At 67.1% G+C, this 17,720-nt stretch carries 15 protein-coding genes; 4 read left to right on the top strand and 11 right to left on the bottom strand.

Going from position 1 to position 17,720, the window contains the following annotated elements; all coding sequences use genetic code 11:
• Positions 1-11 precede the first annotated feature (11 nt).
• Both AC3WLC_RS06335 and AC3WLC_RS06330 read right to left on the bottom strand, forming a co-directional pair.
• Positions 12-1,226, bottom strand: a complete 1,215-nt coding sequence (locus AC3WLC_RS06335) for a GGDEF domain-containing protein (protein WP_493683067.1) — start codon at positions 1,224-1,226, stop codon at positions 12-14.
• 145 nt (positions 1,227-1,371) lie between these two features.
• Positions 1,372-1,974, bottom strand: coding sequence for a glycoside hydrolase family 19 protein (locus tag AC3WLC_RS06330; protein WP_493683066.1), 603 nt, complete (start codon positions 1,972-1,974; stop codon positions 1,372-1,374).
• A gap of 134 nt (positions 1,975-2,108) precedes the next feature.
• Between AC3WLC_RS06330 and AC3WLC_RS06325 the strand changes: the two genes are divergently transcribed.
• The gene (locus AC3WLC_RS06325) at positions 2,109-3,401 is read left to right on the top strand and encodes an aminotransferase class V-fold PLP-dependent enzyme (protein WP_493683065.1); all 1,293 of its coding nucleotides are present in this window, start codon (positions 2,109-2,111) and stop codon (positions 3,399-3,401) included.
• A 115-nt stretch (positions 3,402-3,516) separates the two neighbouring features.
• Here AC3WLC_RS06325 and AC3WLC_RS06320 read toward each other — a convergent pair whose 3' ends face one another.
• From AC3WLC_RS06320 to argH, 4 genes are all read right to left on the bottom strand, one after another.
• Complete coding sequence (locus tag AC3WLC_RS06320) at positions 3,517-6,195, bottom strand: TIGR02302 family protein (protein ID WP_493683064.1); 2,679 nt, start codon at positions 6,193-6,195, stop codon at positions 3,517-3,519.
• A 133-nt stretch (positions 6,196-6,328) separates the two neighbouring features.
• Positions 6,329-7,618, bottom strand: a complete 1,290-nt coding sequence (lysA, locus tag AC3WLC_RS06315; protein ID WP_493683063.1) for a diaminopimelate decarboxylase — start codon at positions 7,616-7,618, stop codon at positions 6,329-6,331.
• A gap of 18 nt (positions 7,619-7,636) precedes the next feature.
• The gene (gene lptM / locus AC3WLC_RS06310) at positions 7,637-7,897 is read right to left on the bottom strand and encodes an LPS translocon maturation chaperone LptM (RefSeq protein WP_346358460.1); all 261 of its coding nucleotides are present in this window, start codon (positions 7,895-7,897) and stop codon (positions 7,637-7,639) included.
• Between the two features lie 76 nt (positions 7,898-7,973).
• The gene (gene argH, locus AC3WLC_RS06305; protein ID WP_493683062.1) at positions 7,974-9,374 is read right to left on the bottom strand and encodes an argininosuccinate lyase; all 1,401 of its coding nucleotides are present in this window, start codon (positions 9,372-9,374) and stop codon (positions 7,974-7,976) included.
• 31 nt (positions 9,375-9,405) lie between these two features.
• On the opposite strand from argH, the gene tlpA reads away from it, so the two are divergent.
• The 3 genes from tlpA (at position 9,406) to AC3WLC_RS06290 (ending at position 13,005) form a co-directional block, all read left to right on the top strand.
• Positions 9,406-10,035 (top strand): thiol:disulfide interchange protein TlpA, encoded by a 630-nt coding sequence (gene tlpA / locus AC3WLC_RS06300; RefSeq protein ID WP_493683061.1) that lies wholly within the window; start codon positions 9,406-9,408, stop codon positions 10,033-10,035.
• Positions 10,036-10,205: 170 nt separating this feature from the next.
• A complete protein-coding gene (locus AC3WLC_RS06295; RefSeq protein WP_493683060.1) occupies positions 10,206-11,198 on the top strand; it encodes a hypothetical protein in 993 nt (330 codons plus the stop codon).
• A 76-nt stretch (positions 11,199-11,274) separates the two neighbouring features.
• The gene (locus AC3WLC_RS06290; protein ID WP_493683136.1) at positions 11,275-13,005 is read left to right on the top strand and encodes a carbamoyltransferase family protein; all 1,731 of its coding nucleotides are present in this window, start codon (positions 11,275-11,277) and stop codon (positions 13,003-13,005) included.
• A gap of 88 nt (positions 13,006-13,093) precedes the next feature.
• Here AC3WLC_RS06290 and grxD read toward each other — a convergent pair whose 3' ends face one another.
• From grxD to AC3WLC_RS06265, 5 genes are all read right to left on the bottom strand, one after another.
• Complete coding sequence (gene grxD, locus AC3WLC_RS06285; RefSeq protein ID WP_091836387.1) at positions 13,094-13,429, bottom strand: Grx4 family monothiol glutaredoxin; 336 nt, start codon at positions 13,427-13,429, stop codon at positions 13,094-13,096.
• Positions 13,430-13,476: 47 nt separating this feature from the next.
• Positions 13,477-13,713, bottom strand: a complete 237-nt coding sequence (locus AC3WLC_RS06280; RefSeq protein ID WP_110491483.1) for a BolA/IbaG family iron-sulfur metabolism protein — start codon at positions 13,711-13,713, stop codon at positions 13,477-13,479.
• 137 nt (positions 13,714-13,850) lie between these two features.
• On the bottom strand, positions 13,851-16,061 hold the full coding sequence (purL, locus tag AC3WLC_RS06275) for a phosphoribosylformylglycinamidine synthase subunit PurL (protein WP_493683059.1): 2,211 nt from the start codon (positions 16,059-16,061) through the stop codon (positions 13,851-13,853).
• Positions 16,062-16,156: 95 nt separating this feature from the next.
• Complete coding sequence (locus AC3WLC_RS06270; protein ID WP_493683058.1) at positions 16,157-16,597, bottom strand: acyl-CoA thioesterase; 441 nt, start codon at positions 16,595-16,597, stop codon at positions 16,157-16,159.
• Positions 16,594-17,481, bottom strand: a complete 888-nt coding sequence (locus AC3WLC_RS06265; protein ID WP_493683057.1) for a methyltransferase domain-containing protein — start codon at positions 17,479-17,481, stop codon at positions 16,594-16,596. Before AC3WLC_RS06265 ends, AC3WLC_RS06270 begins: the two co-directional genes overlap by 4 nt.
• Positions 17,482-17,720 lie beyond the last annotated feature (239 nt).

The following is a 17,720-nucleotide window of genomic DNA, read 5'->3' as shown; positions in this document are numbered from 1 at the left end:
GCGCCAATGCTCTAGCCGGCCTTGAGTCGAACGAGGTCGGCAGCATCGCGCCCATCCGGCGACGGCCAGCTGTGGGCCAGGAATTCCGTGTCGTCCGCGCTGACCGCAACTTGGTCGCGGCCGGCGCGCTTGGCTGCATACAGCGCCTTGTCGGCGTCGCGCAGGAGCGCGTCGAAATCGATGACGACGTCCTTGGAATAAGCGACGCCGGCGCTTGTCGTGCTTGTGAACGGGCCGCTATCCCCACTGAAATGGCGCTTGGCCAGGCGCCTGCGCACGCGATCGGCGAGTTTTGCTGCCGTGATGAGCGAGGCTCTCGGCAACAGCAGCGCGAATTCCTCGCCGCCAAGCCGCGCGGCAAGACCCTGCGATCGGCAAGACAGCGCCAGGATATTCCCGAAGCTTCGCAGCACGTCGTCGCCCGCCGGATGACCATGGACGTCGTTCGTCGTCTTGAAGTGGTCCATGTCGAACACGATCAGCGCAGCGGGGCCTTTGATGTCTTCCGCGATCCGGTTGAGCAGTGCCCGCCGGTTGAGCAAACCGGTCAGTGGATCGGTCTCGGCATCGCGCTTGTGGCTGCGTGCCAACCGCGCCTGGTTGAGCGCCAGGGAGAGAGCGCCGATCCCGGACAGGGTGATGAGGCAGACGACGATATTGAGATCCTCGGCCCAATTCGACGGCGCCTGCGACAGGCGCCACTCGCCGTCCTGCAACAGCAGGACGGCGCAGGGGACGAAGGAGAACCCCGTCACAACATAGAGAGCCGTCAGCAGCGGGATGGCCAGCCGGGCTTCGGCGCGCCCGAGCCAGTAGTCCCAGGCCGTGATGAGAAGGATGATCGTCGCTGCCGCATTGAGCATGACGATGGCGGCGCCGTTGTAGCCGGCCAGCATCGGCACGGCCATGACGAGCGACGATGCGGTGGTCATGATGGCCATGCTGCGCCAGGGCAGAATGCCGGTGCGGAACTCCCGGCCGGCGCCGAACACGAAGGCGAGGCCGGCCAGCAGGATCGTGTATCCGGCGGCACCGACGGCCGGCGACATGGTCTGGGCGTACCAGCTGTAGACGAGCACGCCGAGCGCCATGAACGCCACGCCGAAAGTCCAGGCGATCAGGAAGCGTTCCGTCCTGGAGGCAAGCCAGCTGACGAAAAAGGTGATCGCCAATCCACAGCCGGAAAGAGCAAAGGCCGTCAGCAGCGAATGGTAGTCCAGCGGCAAGGCATACTCTGCGGCAGTTGGCGGCGGGCGCGCAGGTTATGGACCGGCGGCAGTTGCAGAAAATTTAAGCCGATCGTGCGGATTCCGAACTATCGCGGTGGGAGCGATCAGGATCGGCTTCGGCGATGGGCTTTCCTGGCCTGGATTAAAACCAGATGCCCTTCGCCGTCGTCAGCAATTGCCGGCGCTCGGCGAGGCCGTTCAGGCCACCATTGATCAGCTGGGTGACCCGGGCCGCATCGTCGCGGTCGGCGGCGGCGTTGATCTTGCGGTCGCGCCAATAGGCGAAAGCGATCTGCACCGAGATGCGCGGATCAAGCGCCAGCTCCGGCCGCCCCTCCAGATCGACGTTCAGCATCCGGCCGATGCGCTTGTAGTTGGCCCGGCCGGTGAGCTGAAAGATGCCGCGCCCGTGATAGCGTGCGCCGTCGCCGGGCTCGGTGTTGCCGAGATCCTCGCGGCCTTCGTATTTGGCGAACTGCTTCTTCCCGCCCTTCTCTTCCAGCGTGCGGAAACGGTCAGTCTCGAAGGCCGCCTGCGCCAGGAAATGGCAGACGCGCAGCGGCGTCGTCAGGTCGGCCTCGGCGGCGAGCCGCGTGAAATGCAGGGCGATATTGCCCATGATATCGGCCTTGCCGATCGGCGCGAGGCGTGAAAGCCGCTCGAAGGTGACGGCGAGATCCGGCTGTCGCGGAGCCTGCGGCTCCTCGACCGGTACATCTTCGGCGGGCGATCCCTGCATCGACATAGCGGCACTCCTGTTGCGCGTTTGCGCGAGTATGCATCGGTTTCGCAGCGCGGGGATAAGTTCGCCCGCAGTACCGTCATGGCCCTGAAACAGCCGGCGTTTAGCGAGGTACACCGCCTCGGGGACAATCCGCCATGACCGACCACACCGCTCTCAGCCGCCGCACGCTGCTCGCCGCGCTCGGCACCGCCGCCCTCGCGGCGCCCGCCCTTGCGCGCTCGCTCCCGCCCGTGCCGGCAAACAACCTCGCCACCGACACCGGCTATTGGGATGCGGTCCGCCGCCTCTACAGCGTCACGCCCGAGATGGTGAACCTCGAAAACGGCTATTGGGGCATCATGGCTGAGCCGGTGAAGGCCGAATACAAGCGCCTCACCGACTTCGTGAACTTCGAGAATACCGTCTACGCCCGCAGCAAGATCGGCCAGGACCTCGACAATGTCCGCACGCCGCTGGCCGATTTCCTCGGCGTAGCGCGCGAGGAGATCGCGCTGACCCGTGGTGCCACCGAGGCGCTGCAGACGCTGATCGCCGGCTACAACAAGCTGAAGCCCGGCGACGGCGTCCTCTATGCCGATCTCGACTATGACTCGATGCAGTACGCCATGAACTGGCTGAAGAACCGGCGCGGCGCCGAGGTCACCAAATTCGACATCCCCGAGCCGCCGACCAAGGCCAATGTGCTCGAAGCCTATGAGGCCGCGCTCAAGGCCAATCCGAAGACCAAGCTCCTGCTGCTGACCCATATCAGCCACCGCACCGGGCTGATGATGCCGGTCAGGGAGCTCGCCGCCATGGCCAAGGCGCGTGGCATCGACGTCATCCTCGACGCCGCCCATAGCTGGGGCCAGGTCAACTTCAAGGCCAGGGATCTCGGCATCGACTTCATCGGCTTCAACCTGCACAAATGGATCGGCGCACCGCTCGGCGTCGGTCTGATCTATATCGCCCGCGAGAGGCTGGCCGATATCGACACCCATTACGGCGACGAGGATTTCAAACCGGACGATGTCCGCTCGCGCATCCACACCGGCACGCCGAACTTCGCCGCCCAGCTCACCATCCCGGCCGCGCTGGCCCTGCATCAGGAAGTCGGCCCGCAGGCCAAGGAGGCGCGCTACCGCCATCTGCGCAACTACTGGGTCGCGAGGGCCCGCGAGCTGAAAGGCGTCGAGATCCAGACGCCGGACGATCCCGAGATGGTCGCCGGCATCACCTCGTTCGCCCTGACGGGCAAGCGCTCGGCCGCCGACTGCAACACCGTCGTCGCGGCGCTGCGCGACCAGCACAAGGTGATGACGGTGCGCCGCGGCGGCGTCGCCAAGGGCAACACCATCCGCATCTCGCCGGCGCCCTATCTGACGGAAGCCGATCTCGACCGCTTCATCGCGGCGCTTGCGATCGTCTCGGGCAATCGGGCGGGGTAACTCTTGCCGTCATTCTCGGGCGGCGTGGAGCGCCGACCCGAGAATCTCATGACAAGAAGGCACTGGTTTCTGAGATGCTCGGGTCAAGCCCAAGCATGACGCGAAACCATCGCGTTCAATTCCGCCGCAGCAGGCGCTCGAGATAGTCGAGCTCTTCGGTCGGCCGCAGCGGGTCGCCGAGGCGACGCCTGAGCTCTTCGAGGATGCGCCGCGCACGCTGCGTCGCACTCTCGTCGGCGCCGGGCACCCGCACGCGGCCATCGGCCCAGTCGCGCTGGCGTTGCGGCCGTCCAAGCGGGTCGTTGTTGTCGCGCTGCTGGGCCGAGGGCCGGCCGGCCGGGCGTCCGTCCGGATCGCCATAGGCGTTGTCGTTGCCTTCGCCCTCGCCGGGCTCGCCTTGCATCTGCTGGGCGAGGTTCTGGCCGCCCTTGCGCAGCGCTTCCAGCGCCCGCCCTTGCGAGTCGACCGCCTGCCCCTCCTGGCCCTGGCCAAGCTGGCCTTCCGCCTCGCGCATGGCATCCTCGGCCTCGCCGAGCTCGCCGGGATCGGCGCCCATGCCGCGCATGCGCCGCTGCAGGTCCTGCAGCCGCTCGCGCAGGGCCTGCTGGCGCTGCGACAGGCCCTGCTGCCCCTGGCCCTGCCCACCTTCGGCGTTCTGGCCGTCCTCGCCCTCGCCATCCTCGCCCGGCTGCTGCCCGGGTTGCTGGCCGCGCTGCCCACGTTGGCCCTGCTGCCCTTGCTGGCGCTGGCCCTGCTGGCCGGGGCGCGCCTGCTGCTGGCCCGGGCGCTGGCCGCGCTGGGTCCGGTTCTGGTTCTGCTGGTCCTGCTGATAGGTCTCGTCGCGCAATTGCTGCTGCTCGCGCGTCATCTTGTCGAGATCGCCCAGCGCCTGGTTCATCTCGCGCTGGCGCGGGTCCTGCTGGCCAGGACGCGCCGTCTTGAGGTTGTTCAGGAGATTGTTGAGCTCCTCCATCAGGCGCTGCGCCTCGGCCATGTCGCCGCGCTTGGTCAGCTCCTCGATGCGGTTGAGCATGTTCTGCAGGTCGCGCGGCGTCACCGTGCGGAAATTCTCCGGCAATTGCGCCTGGTTCTGCTCGCCGTTCTGCTGCTGGCGCTGCCATTGCTGCGCGAGCTCGCGCATGTACTGATCCATGGCGCGGCGCAGATCCTCGGTGAGCTTCTTCATCTCCTCTTCGGAGGCACCGCGCTCCAGCGCCTGCGCCAGGTTCTCCTGCGCGGCCCGCAGCGCCTTCTCGGCATCCGAGAGGTCGCCATCCTCGAGCTGCAGCGCGAAGGCCCACATCATCTCGGCGGTATCGCGCAGCTGGTCGTCGCTGGCGGCCCGCCGCAGCCGTTCGCCGATCATGCGCATGCCCAAATAGACGCCGGTCTCCTTCATGAAGCGATCGGGCTCGATCATCAGCGCATCGAGCGCGAGCTGGACCTTCCTGCGGTTGTCGACGTCCATGACGAGCTTGCGCCGCTGCTCGACCAGCGCCTTGGCCAGCGGCTTGGTGAAGGTCCGTTGCGGCAGCACGACCTCGACGGTCTCGCTGCGCCCCTCCTGCCCGGTCTCGTCGCGCGCCAGGAGGCTCATATTGACCTTGGCGCCGGCCCAGGGATGGGCCGAGAAATCGACCGTGCTCTTCATCTCGTCTTCGCCGGAGCCGGAAGGCGGCACCGGCAGCACTTGCTTGGGCGCCTCGACCAGCGAGCGGCCGCCCGTGATCGGTCCGACTCGCGAGACCAGCACCTCGGCCGAGGCGATGCCGTAATCGTCCTTGGCGCGGTAGCTGAGGCCGAGCCCGCCTTGGACGCCGCTGACGGCCTTCGGCGGCTGGGTGAAGGCGATCTCCGGCTTCTGGTCGATGATCGCGTGCAGGCTGAGCGTCTGCGCCGGCGCGCCCGAGCCGGTGATGCGCAAGGTGCCGTCGCCGGCGACGAGATAGCGCTTCTCCGTCACCGCGACCGTATTCGTCGGCACGGCCTTGGTCTCGCCGGGCTTGCCCTCGACCGGGACGGCATCGAGCCGGCCGGTGGTCGCGACATCCATGCCGCTCTTGCCGGCGATGCGCACCACCACCGTCGACTTCTCGGGCACGTTGAAATTCGGACCGGCGAGCCTGCCGAAATCGATCAGGATCGGCGGCATGCGCGTATAGGACGGCGGATCGATCCAGGCATCGATCCGGACCGCGGCGGCCGCAAGCGCCGGACCGCGCCAGTCGAAGGCGGCGGTCAGCCGCGGCAGGGCCTCATGCCCGGCGACGAAGAAGCCGGCCACGGCCGCGACCAGCGGTGCCGCACGCAGGGCGCGCCTGTCGCGCCCGGCCATGTGCGGCTGCGGCGGCGCGACTTTCAGCGCCGCGACATGGGCGCTCTGGCGCTGCAGGTGCAGCGTCCACAATGCCTGCGAGACCGGGTCCTTGCCGCCGACCGCGAGCGTATCCTCCAGCGCGGTCGCCGGGCGATGCGCCCCGTCCATGGATTGGTCGAGCCGAGCCAGCGCCTCGCGGCGGCTGGGCCAGCGGCCGGTGACGGCCGGCCAGAAACTTCCGAGCAGGGCCAGGGCGAAGATGGCGGAACCGGCAGCCCGACCCCACCAGGGCAAATGCAGCCAGAGCCCGAACCAGGAGACGGCAAGGAAGGCGAGGACGACGCAGAGCGGCGCCCACAGCTTCGGCCAGAGACGCTCCCAGGCAAGAGACAGCCGCGACGCCGCTGTGAGGCGCTCCAGCCTCTTGCGGATCATACCGACCGGATCAAGCGCCGTGCGGCGCGGTGCTTCGCTCATCCGCTGCTCCGGGCCGCCCCCGCGGCGCCTCTCCTAGCTTCATCGATCGAAGGGAGAGGCTAACACGGGAATGTGGCGTGACCAGCGTCGAAGCGCCGAACCCACAGCTCGCTCCGGGGATTGTGAAGCAGGCTCAGGGCAGCCAGGGCGGCGCGCGATCCGTGCCGATCAGCTCTTCATAGCTCTGGCGCGGCCGCGTCACCGCGAATTTGTTGCCCTTCACCAGCACTTCGGCGACGAGCGGGCGCTGGTTATAGGTCGAGGACATGCTGGCGCCGTACGCTCCGGCAGTCATGAAGGCGATAAGGTCGCCGGGCTTCAGCGCTGAGAGTTCGCGCCCGGTGGTGAAGGTGTCGCCTGATTCGCAGATCGGCCCGACCACGTCATAGGCGATCGTCTTGCCGCCTTCCGCCGGCTCCGCCACCGGCCAGATCTCGTGATAGGCCTCGTACATGGCCGGCCGCATCAGATCGTTCATCGCGGCGTCTACGACGAGGAACTCCTTGGTCGGGCGCGGATTGAGGTGCAACACCTTGGTCAGCAGGATGCCGGCATTGCCGACGATCAGGCGTCCCGGCTCAAAGCCGAGCTCGGCGTCGAGCCCCTTCGTCACCCTGGCGACCATCGCGGCATAGGCCTCGATCAGCCCCGGGCCATGGTCGAACTCCCTGGGGATCTCATAGGGAATGCCGAGCCCGCCACCAAGGTCGAGCCGGTCGACGCGATGCCCTTCGGCCCGCAGCGCCAGCACGAGGTCGCGCATCTTGGTATAGGCCGCCTCGAAGGCGTCGACCTCGCGGATCTGGCTGCCGATATGCACGGCGAGCCCCATGATCCGGACGCCCGCCATGTTGGCGGCGCGGGCATAGAGCCGATGCACCTCCTCGAAGGAGACGCCGAACTTGTTGGCAGAAGAGCCGGTGGTGATCTTGGCGTGGCCGCCTGCGCCGATGTCGGGATTGACCCGGAACACCGCCTCCTGGCGCTTGCCGAGCCGCTGAGCCACCTTCGACAGGAGGTCGAGCTCGCCCTCGGTCTCGATATTGACCTGGTAGATGCCCGCCTCGACCGCAAAGGCAAGCTCGCTCTCAGCTTTGCCGACGCCGGAGAAGACGATCTTGCTGGCCGGGAAACCGGCGGCGAGCGCCTTGCGGATCTCGCCTTCCGAGACGGTATCGGCACCGGCGCCGAGCGCCGCCAGCGTCTTCAGCACGCCGAGATTGCTGTTCGCCTTCATGGCGTAGAAGACATGCGCCGGCTTGTCCGGAGCGATCGAGGCCATCGCCGCTTCATAAAGGCGGTAATGCCGCTCGATCGTCGCCGAGGAATAGACATAGACCGGCGTTCCGACCTCTGCCGCGATCTCGCGCAGGTCGACATCCTCGGCGAAGAGCGCGCCGTCGCGATAGGCGAAGTGATGCATCGAAGGTCCGGAAGACTGTCAGAGCAGCGGATCGAGGACGAAGGGCTTCTCGGGAATCTCGATCGCCTTGTTGCGCTTCGGCGCCTTGCCGAGCGGCGAAGCCTCCGTCGCGTTGAAGGTATTCTCGACCGCGCCGGTCTGCTGATCCGGCAGGTCGATCGCGTTCTTGGCGTTCGGCGGCGGCTCCAGCGGTCCGCGGCGGCCGCAAGCCGCAAGGGCGAGGCCGAGCAGGCCGACCACCAGAACGGTGCGGCCGAGTTTCAGGCGGGATTGCAGCACGAACGGTGATCCTTAGGCGAAGCTTCGAGACGAGTGTAGCGAATGGCGCGCAAGCTTGCGAGCCTTTGCGCCGGGATCATGACTGCGGCTTCGCGTCCTTGGCGAGCTGCTTCAGCCAGCGCTTGGCTTGCCGCTTCACATTGGCGGGAGCGGTGCCGCCATAGCTGGTCCGGCTCTTCACTGAGCGCTCCACGCCGAGCACGGCGAAGATCTCGTCGGAAATCTTCGGTTCGACCTCCTGCATCTCGGCGAGCGAGAGCTTCTCCAGTCCGACGCCCTTGGCCGAAGCGATGCCGACGAGGCGGCCGGTGACGTGGTGAGCGTCGCGGAACGGCATCTTCAGCACTCGCACCAGCCAGTCGGCGAGGTCGGTCGCAGTGGCGTAGCCGAGGCCTGCGGCCTTCTTCATCGTCTTCAGGTCCGGCTGCATGTCGCGGACCATGCCGGCTGAGGCGGCAAGGCAGAGCGACAGGGTCTGCACCGCATCGAACGTGCCTTCCTTGTCTTCCTGCATGTCCTTCGAATAGGTCAGCGGCAGGCCCTTCATCATCGTCAGCAGGCCCTGCAGCGCGCCGAAGACGCGGCCCGCCTTGCCGCGCACCAGTTCGGCCGCGTCGGGATTGCGCTTCTGCGGCATTATCGAGGAGCCGGTCGAGAACTTGTCGGAGAGCTTGACGAAGCCGAACTGCGGCGTCGCCCACAGCACGATCTCCTCGGCCAGGCGCGACAGGTGCATGGCGCAGATCGAGGCCGCGGAGAGCGTCTCCAGCACGAAATCGCGATCCGAGACCGAATCGAGAGAGTTCGCCGTCGGCCGCGCGAAGCCGAGCGCCTTGGCGGTCAAGTGCCGGTCGATCGGGAAGGAGGTGCCGGCGAGCGCGGCGGCGCCGAGCGGGCACTCGTTCATGCGCTCGCGCGCATCGCGCAGCCGGCTGCGGTCGCGCGCCAGCATCTCGACATAGGCGAGCAAATGATGGCCGAAGGTGACCGGCTGGGCCGACTGCAGATGGGTGAAGCCCGGCATCACCGCCCCGGCATAGGTATCCGCCTTTTCGGCGAGCGCGAGCTGGAGATCGGCGACCTGCTCGTCGAGCTGGTCGAGCGCGTCTCGCACCCAAAGGCGCATATCGGTCGCGACCTGGTCGTTGCGCGAGCGCGCGGTGTGCAGGCGCCCGGCGGCAAGGCCGATCCGGTCCTTGAGATTGCTCTCGATGTTCATGTGGATGTCTTCGAGCGCGCGCGAGAACGTGAAGCGCCCCGCCTCGATCTCGGCCTCTATGCCCTTGAGTCCGGCCGAGATGACGTCCACGTCGTCCTTCGTCAGGATGCCGGTCTCAGCCAGCATGGCGGCGTGTGCCAGCGAGCCGCGGATATCCTGGCGCCACAGGCGCTGGTCGAAATCGATGGAGGCGTTGATCTCCTCCATGATGGCGTCGGGACCTGTGGCGAAACGCCCACCCCACATGCGGTTGCTCACGGCGGTCTTTCCTGCTCTTCAAGGACGCGCGATGACGTCTCGGTCGAAAATAGTGGTGGCCTGCGGGGCTCTAGCGCTGCTGGTGTTCGGCGGCGCTGGCGCCTTCTACTCCGTCCGGGGTGGAGCCGGCAATTCCGTCTGCAGCGCTGCCGCGACGAAGGTTGAGACATTGCGCCCGCTGGCAAAGGGCGAGGTCGCGGCCGTCGAGGTCGCCAAGCAGCCGGCGCTCCTGCCCGATCTTGCCTTCAACGGCCCGGACGGCAAACCGACGACGCTGTCCGCCATGCGCGGCAAGACCGTTCTGGTCAACCTCTGGGCGACCTGGTGCCTGCCCTGCCTCACCGAGATGCCGGCGCTCGATGCGCTCCAGGGCGCGCTCGGCGGCCCCAATTTCGAGGTGGTGGCGATCAACATCGACACGCGCCACCCCGACAAGCCGAAGAAGTGGCTGGCCGACAAGAGCATCACCCGCCTCGCCTACTATGCGGACCCGCAGGCCAAGGTCTTCCAGGACATCCGCTCCGTGAAGAAGGTCGAGGGCATGCCGATCAGCCTGCTGGTCGATCCCGCCGGCTGCGAGCTCGCTTTGCTCCAGGGCCCGGCCGAGTGGGCCGGCGCCGACGCCAAGGCGCTGATCACCGCCGCGATCGGCCGGCGCTGAGCTCCCTCACCCGTCGATCACGGCCCTGACATCCACAAGAGTGACAAGCGGCTTCAGGCCTCATCCTTCGATCGAAAGGTCGCGGGATGTGAATCTGTATCCGCTCGAACCAGTTGCAGCATGACCCGCGTCGGCAACGCCGACACCACCGATCGTACAGGAGCGATGCGATGATCCGATTCGACTTGGGCCCAGTGCGCCACGTCGCCAGAACAGCCCTTCGACTGGCCATGGGCGGCTTGCTCGCCGCCGGGTTGACCGTGACGGCGCAGGCGCAGGATCGCACCGCGATCTCCGGAACCACGGTCTCGCTGGCACCGCTGAAGGGTTTCGTGCCGTCGAGCAAATTCGCCGGCCTCGAACATGCCGAAGCCAAGGCGTCGGTCCTCGTCGTCGAGATGCCGCCCGAGGCGCATGCGCAGTTGCAGGCGCTGTTCGGCAATGCCGAGGCCGCCAAGACCAATTTCGCCAAGCAGAACATCGTGATCGACGAGGCCGAGGACATCGAGACGGGCAGCGGCAAGGGCCGCATCCTGACCGGCCAGCAGAACGTCGCCGGCACCACCTTCGACAAGTGGATCGTGCTGCTCAAGGGCGCCAAGACCGTGATGATCACCGTGCAGGCGCCGGAGGATTCCGATCTCGACGGCGACGACGTCGTCGCCATGCTGAAGAGCGTCTCGCTCGGCGCCGAGCCGACGATCGAGCAGAAGCTCGCCGCCCTGCCCTTCCGCATCCGCGCCGCCGAGCCTTTCCGCGTCGTCGACACCTTCGGCGGCCTCGGCCTGCTGATGACCGTCGGCCCGCTGAACGTCGATCCCAAAGGCGCGCAGCCCATGCTGATCGTCAGCTACCAGACCGGCGGCCAGGTCCCGGCCGGCCAGTTGGCAGCCGTCGGCGAGAAGCTGCTGCAGACGACGCGCGGCTTCGAGAAGGCCGAGATCACCAAGCGCGACACGGTCGCCTTCGCCGGCAGCAAGGACGGAGTGCTGCTCTCGGGCAAGACGGCTGAGGGCGGCGCCGGCAAGCGCTTCGTCCAGTATATCGGCCTGGGTGCCGACGGCCGCTTCGTGCGCATGATCGTCAGCGCCGACGAAGCGACCTACCCCTCGCTCGAGCCGGCGATCAAGGCGATCGCCGACAGCATCGCCTTCGCCCAGTAATCGGCGATGCCGTAGCCAGCGTCACCGATCTGCAACATTTGCCATGGCCGGCCGGCTGCTCCATACGCTGCCGGCCATGAGCTACACGATCGGCCTCGCCACCACCTTCCACGATCCGGCCATCGCCATCGTCGACCCAAGCGGAGAGGTCCTCTTCGCTGAGGCGGCCGAGCGCTACCTGCAATACAAGCGCGCGCCGAACTGTGAGCCGGATACGGCGGCGCGGATGGAAAGCCTGGTCAAGCGCTACATTCCGAAGGGTGCGGAGATCCGACTCGCAACCAGCTGGGGCGAGGAGTTCACCGGCTTCCTCGACCAGATGAGCCGCGCCGGCTCCTTCAGCCTCGATTCGCTGCTGAAGCTTTCGCCCGCCTTCAATCGTTCGCTCGTGCCCGAGCGCAGCGAGCGCGCTTTGATCGCCAACCTGCACCATCAGCAGCAGCGCGCCGGCCTCGGCACCCTGCTCGGCCTCGACCGTGCCTTCGGCGAGGCCAAAATCACCGGGATGAAGCGCTATGGCCATCATCTCAGCCATGCCGCCTATGCTTCCTGGTCCTCGCCCTTCCGCGACGCCGCCTGCCTCGTCGTCGACGGCATGGGCGAGACCGGCGCCTCCGCCATCTTCGCGCTCAAGGACGGCCGCCTCACCGAGCTGAAGCGCCATCGCGGCCGCGAATCGATCGGCTTCTATTTCGGCTTCGTCACCGACCTCGCTGGCTTCGACCAGGCCAAGGGCGAGGAATGGAAGATCATGGGGCTCGCGCCCTATGGCCAGCGCGATCCTGAATTGCTCGCGCTGCTGCGCAAGCTCTATCGCGTCGAGGGCACCAAGCTCAGCTTTGCCGACGCCGCGACGGTCCAGAGCGTCGCCGACGAGATCCTGGCTCGCCGCCCGGCTGATGCGCTCGACAAGGGCTGGGCCGATCTCTCGCGCTGCGGCCAGGACGTCTTCGCCGAGATGATGGAGGCGCTGCTCGCCGAGACCGCCGCCCTCTGCCCGTCGGAGAATCTCGTGCTCGCTGGCGGCTGCGCGCTGAACTCCTCCTTCAACGGCAAGATCGTCGGCAGGCACGGCTTCAAGCAGGTTCACGTCCCCTCCGCTCCGGCCGATGACGGCAACGCGGTTGGCGCTGCCTGGCTCGCCCATGCCGAGGCGAATCCGGATTGGCAGGCGCCGAAGGGCCCGATGAGCCCCTATCTCGGCTCGTCGCTCTCGACCGAGCCGTTCGAGCGCATGGCCGCCTGGGAGCCGAGGCTGCAAAAGCTCTCGCCGGACGAGATCATTACCGCGACAGCGAAGCTCCTGGCGGACGGCAAGCTGATCGGCTGGGCGCAGGGGCGCGCCGAGTTCGGGCCGCGGGCGCTCGGCAACCGCTCGATCCTGGCCGATCCGCGTCCCGCCGACGCCAAGGACGTCCTCAACGCCAAGGTGAAGTATCGCGAGGCCTTCCGGCCCTTCGCGCCCTCGATCCTGGCCGAGCACGGCCCCGACTGGTTCGAGAACTACCAGGATGCGCCCTATATGGAGCGCACGCTGACCTGGAAGGAAGCGGTGCGCGACCGCGTCCCGGCGGTCGTCCACGAGGATGCGACGGGGCGCCTGCAGAGCGTCACGGCCGAACGCAATCCGCGCTATCACGCGCTGATCTCGGCCTTCCACGCGCTCACCGGCGTGCCGGTGATCCTCAACACCTCGTTCAACATCATGGGCAAGCCGATCCTGCACAGCAGCGAGGACGCGATCCTGATGTTCTATACGAGCGGGCTCGACGCGCTGGTGGTCGAGGACTGGCTGCTGGTGAAGTGATCGCCCGCTTCAGCGGCAGACGTATCCGGACATGAAAAAGGCGGCGCTCACGCGCCGCCTTTTCGATTCCATGATGGTGAAGAGAGGCTCAGCTCGCCTGCTTGACGGCGATGCCCTTCTCCTCGAGCAGCGCCTGCAGCTCGCCGGCCTGGAACATCTCGCGGGTAATGTCGCAGCCGCCGACGAACTCGCCCTTGACGTAGAGCTGCGGGATGGTCGGCCAGTTCGAATAGGCCTTGATGCCTTCGCGGATCTCCTGATCCTCGAGCACGTTGACGCCCTTGAAGGGCACGCCGACGTAAGAGAGAATCTGCACGACCTGGCCGGAGAAGCCGCACATCGGGAATTGCGGCGTACCCTTCATGAAGAGCACCACGTCGCTTGACTTCACTTCGGCGTCGATACGGGCGTTCACATCGCTCATGGCTTTATCTCCAAATGCGGGTTCAAGGCCCGCCGGATGAACTCGTTCTAATCTTGGGGAACCGTCGTCGTCAGCGCAAGGGCATGCAGCACGCCGCCCATGTTTCCTTGCAAGGCGGCATAGACCATCTGGTGCTGCTGCACGCGTGACTTGCCTTTGAAGGCGGCCGAGGTCACCGTGGCAGCATAGTGGTCGCCATCGCCGGCGAGATCCTTGATCTCGACGACGGCGTCGGGGAACGCCGCCTTGATCATGCGCTCGATCTCGCTCGCTTCCATCGCCATGATGCGTCTCCTCAAATCCGAACCGTTTCCGTCATTGCGAGGAGCGGAGCGACGAAGCAATCCAGGAGCGGCAGAGCTCTACGTCTCCTGGATTGCTTCGCTCCGCTCGCAATGACGGTGGTGTTCCTCGCAATCGATCAAGCAGCCTTGCCGGCCATGTAGTCGGGCAGCCAGCTTTCATGGGTCTTGCGAAGGGCGGCGACCGAGACGGCGGCTTCGCCCGGCAAGGCAAGCTCGCTGCCGCCGGTCTTGCCGATGATCTCAGCCGGCACGCCCGCGGCCTTCGCCTCGGCGACGACCGCCTCGGCGGCGCCAGCCGGCAGCGCAAGCAGATAGCGGCCCTGGTCCTCGCCGAACAGCACGGCATGGGCCGGCCCTGCCGGCAGCGCCTCGACCTTGGCGCCGATGCCCCTCGCCATCGCCATCTCGGCAAGCGCGACGGCAAGGCCGCCATCCGAGAGGTCATGGCAAGCGCTGAGGCGCCCCGCCGTGATCAGCGAGCGCACGAATTCGCCATTGCGGCGCTCGACAGCCAGATCGACCGGCGGCGGCGCGCCTTCCTCGCGGCCGCAGACCGTCGCGAGATAGGCGCTCTGGCCGAGCCAGCCCTTGGTCTCGCCGATCAGGACGATCGCCTCGCCCTCGGCCTTGAAGCCGACGGTCGCGTGCTTGGTGACATCGGCGAGCACGCCGACGCCGCCAATGGTTGGGGTCGGCAGGATCGAGACGCCATTGGTCTCGTTGTAGAGCGAGACGTTGCCGGAAACGACCGGGAAGTCGAGCGCCCTGCAGGCCTCGCCGATGCCGCGGATGCAGCCGACGAGCTGGCCCATCACCTCGGGCCGCTCCGGGTTGCCGAAGTTGAGATTGTCGGTGATGGCGAGCGGCAGGGCGCCGACCGCGGTGAGGTTGCGCCAGGCTTCGGCCACCGCCTGCTTGCCACCCTCGAACGGATCGGCCTCGCAATAGCGCGGCGTCACGTCGGCGGTCATGGCGAGGCCCTTCGGCCCATCCTCGATCCGGACGATGCCGGCATCGCCGCCCGGCGTCACCGCCGAGTTGCCGAGGATCAGCGTGTCGTACTGCTCGTAGATCCAGCGCTTCGACGAGAGGTCGGGCGAGCCGACCAGCGCGAGCAGCGCCTCGGCATTCGACATCGGTGGCTTGACGCTGGCGGCCTCAACCACCGGCCGCTTCGGCGTCTCGACCCAGGGCCGGTCATATTCGGGAGCCTCGTCGCCGAGTTCCTTGATCGGCAGGTCGGCCATCGTCTCGCCGTCATGCTTGACGACGAAGCGCAGCGTGTCGGTGGTCTTGCCGACGACGGCGAAATCGAGGCCCCATTTGCGGAAGATCGCCTCGGCCGGCTCCTCATGGCCCGGCTTGATCACCATGAGCATGCGCTCCTGGCTCTCCGAGAGCATCATCTCATAGGCGCTCATCTGCGCTTCGCGGCAGGGCACCGCGTTGAGATCGAGCTCGACGCCGAGATCGCCCTTGGCGCCCATCTCGACGGCCGAGCAGGTCAGGCCGGCGGCGCCCATGTCCTGGATCGCGTCGACATGGCCGGCGGCCATGATCTCGAGGCAGGCTTCGAGCAGCAGCTTCTCGGCGAAGGGGTCGCCAACCTGCACGGTCGGGCGCTTCTCCTCGGCGCCCTCGTCGAAGGCGGCCGAGGCCATGGTCGCGCCATGGATGCCGTCACGGCCGGTCTTCGAGCCGAGATAGACGATCGCCTTACCGACGCCCGAGGCCTTGGCGTAGAAGATCTCGTCAGCCCGGGCGAGGCCGACCGCCATGGCGTTGACCAGGATGTTGCCGTCATAGCGGCGATGGAAGCCAGTCGCGCCGCCGACATTGGGCACGCCGAAGGAATTGCCGTAGCCGCCGATGCCGGCGACGACGCCAGAGACCAGATGGCGGGTCTTCGGGTGCGACGGGTCGCCGAAGCGCAGCGCGTCGAGCACCGCGATCGGCCGCGCGCCCATGGTGAAGACGTCGCGCAGGATGCCGCCGACGCCCGTGGTCGCGCCCTGATAGGGCTCGATGAAGGACGGGTGGTTGTGGCTCTCCATCTTGAAGACCACGGCGAGCCCGTCGCCGATGTCGATGACGCCGGCATTCTCGCCCGGGCCCTGGATCACCCAGGGCGCCTTGGTCGGCAACGTCTTCAGATGGATCTTCGACGACTTGTACGAGCAATGCTCGTTCCACATCGCCGAGACGATGCCGAGCTCGGTGATCGACGGCTCGCGCCCGATCAGGTGCAGGAAGCGCTGATATTCGTCCGGCTTGAGGCCGTGCTCGGCGACCAGCTGCGGGGTGATCTTGATGTCGTTGGGAATCACGCGGCCTGTTCCTGACGGAGGGGGCGAGCCAGGGGCTCGATCTCAAGCGGGGGCAATAGCCTGAAAATGGCCGCTGACACAATCGCAGGCGACGCCTACCCCACCCCGATCTCCGCCATGGCCGCCCGCAGCTTGGCCGGGATCGGCACCGGCGTCTGCGGATCGCGCTCGACATAGACATGGGTGAAGAGGCCCTGTGCCGCCGTGAGCTGCCCGCCCTGCCGGAAGATGCCGATCCGGTAGGTCACCGAGGAGCGGCCGAGCTTCTCGACCGCCAGCGCCCCCTCGACGATCTCGGGGAAGGCGACGCTCTCGAAATAGTCGCAGCGCGTACCGACCACGAGGCCGACGATCTTGCTCTCCTTCGCGTCGAGGAAGCCCTGCTCGATCAGCCAGGCGTTCACCATCGTGTCGAACCAGTTGTAGTAGATCACATTGTTGACGTGGCCGAAGACGTCGTTGTCAGCCCAGCGCGTCGGGATCGTGCGGAACAGGCGGAAATCGGCCCGCCCCAGCCTGACTGGCTTCTCGCTCATGGCTTCTCCCCGCCCGCCTTGTCGCCCGTGCCGATCTCGGGAACGCCGAGCGCATCTGCCAGCCGCGCCTTGGCCGAGCCGGGCCGCAGCGGTTTCTGCTGGCTCTCATGCGGCGCCCAGCCGGAGAGCCAGACGATCTCGAAGGTCGCGCGCAGGCGCCCGTCCGGATCGGCGAAGCGCTCGGCATAGAGCTCGGCTGCCCGCAGCAGCACGGACCGCCGCAGCGGCTTGCGGCTGCGTTCGCTCAGCGCATTGGCCCAGCCCATGGCGCGCAGATCGCGCAGCAGGCCGAACATGTCGCCATAGCGCACGGTGACGCTCTCGCTGTCGATCACGGGCAACGCAAAACCCGCACGCTGCAGCAGCCCACCGAGATCGCGCAGATCGGCGAAGGGCGCGACACGAGGGCTCGCGCCGCCGGTCAGTTCGACTTCGGCCGCGAGCAATGATTGGCGCAGTTCGGTCAGGCTCTGGCCGGCGAGCAGGCAAGCGATGAAGAGCCCGTCGGGCCTGAGCGCCCGCTTGATCTGGATGAGGGCGCCAGGCAGATCGTTGACCGCGTGCAGCGCCAGCAGCGAAGCCGCGAGATCGAGTGATTCCGCCGCGAAAGGCAGCGTTTCGAGATCACCGACGACAGCCGCGCTGCCATCCGCGACCTCCGCCATGCGCAGCAGATCGCCCGCCCTCACCTGCAGCACCATCCCTGCCAATGGCAGCGGGGTGCCGAGATCGGCCGCCCGCTCGAAGCGCCGCAGCACGGCCGAAAGCCGCTCGTCGAGATCGCCGACGCAACGCGTCAGCAGGAAATCGGGATAGCCGGCAGCGAGCGCAGCCGAGAGGCGGCGGCGATAGAGCGAACGGTCGAAAACATGATGATCAGGCATGGCCGGGCGCCGCCGAGATGAAGAAGGCGCGAGGAACCCCTCCCCCTTGTGGGGAGGGGTAGGGGTGGGGGTCGCAAAGCCGGAGCGGGCGGAAGATCGCCATGGCGCTGTCGTAACTGCCAAGCCCTTCTTCCTGCCAACCATCACCAGGCGGAACCACCCCCATCCCCAACCCTTCCCCAAAAGGGGGAAGGGAGGCGCTCAGGCGATCAACCTTTCGCGGAATCCACACGGGAGAG

It is taken from the genome of Allobosea sp. GW821-FHT03A12 (assembly GCF_058986765.1).
Note: the sequence above shows the minus strand (reverse complement) of the source record. Positions and strands in the feature narration are given on the sequence as shown.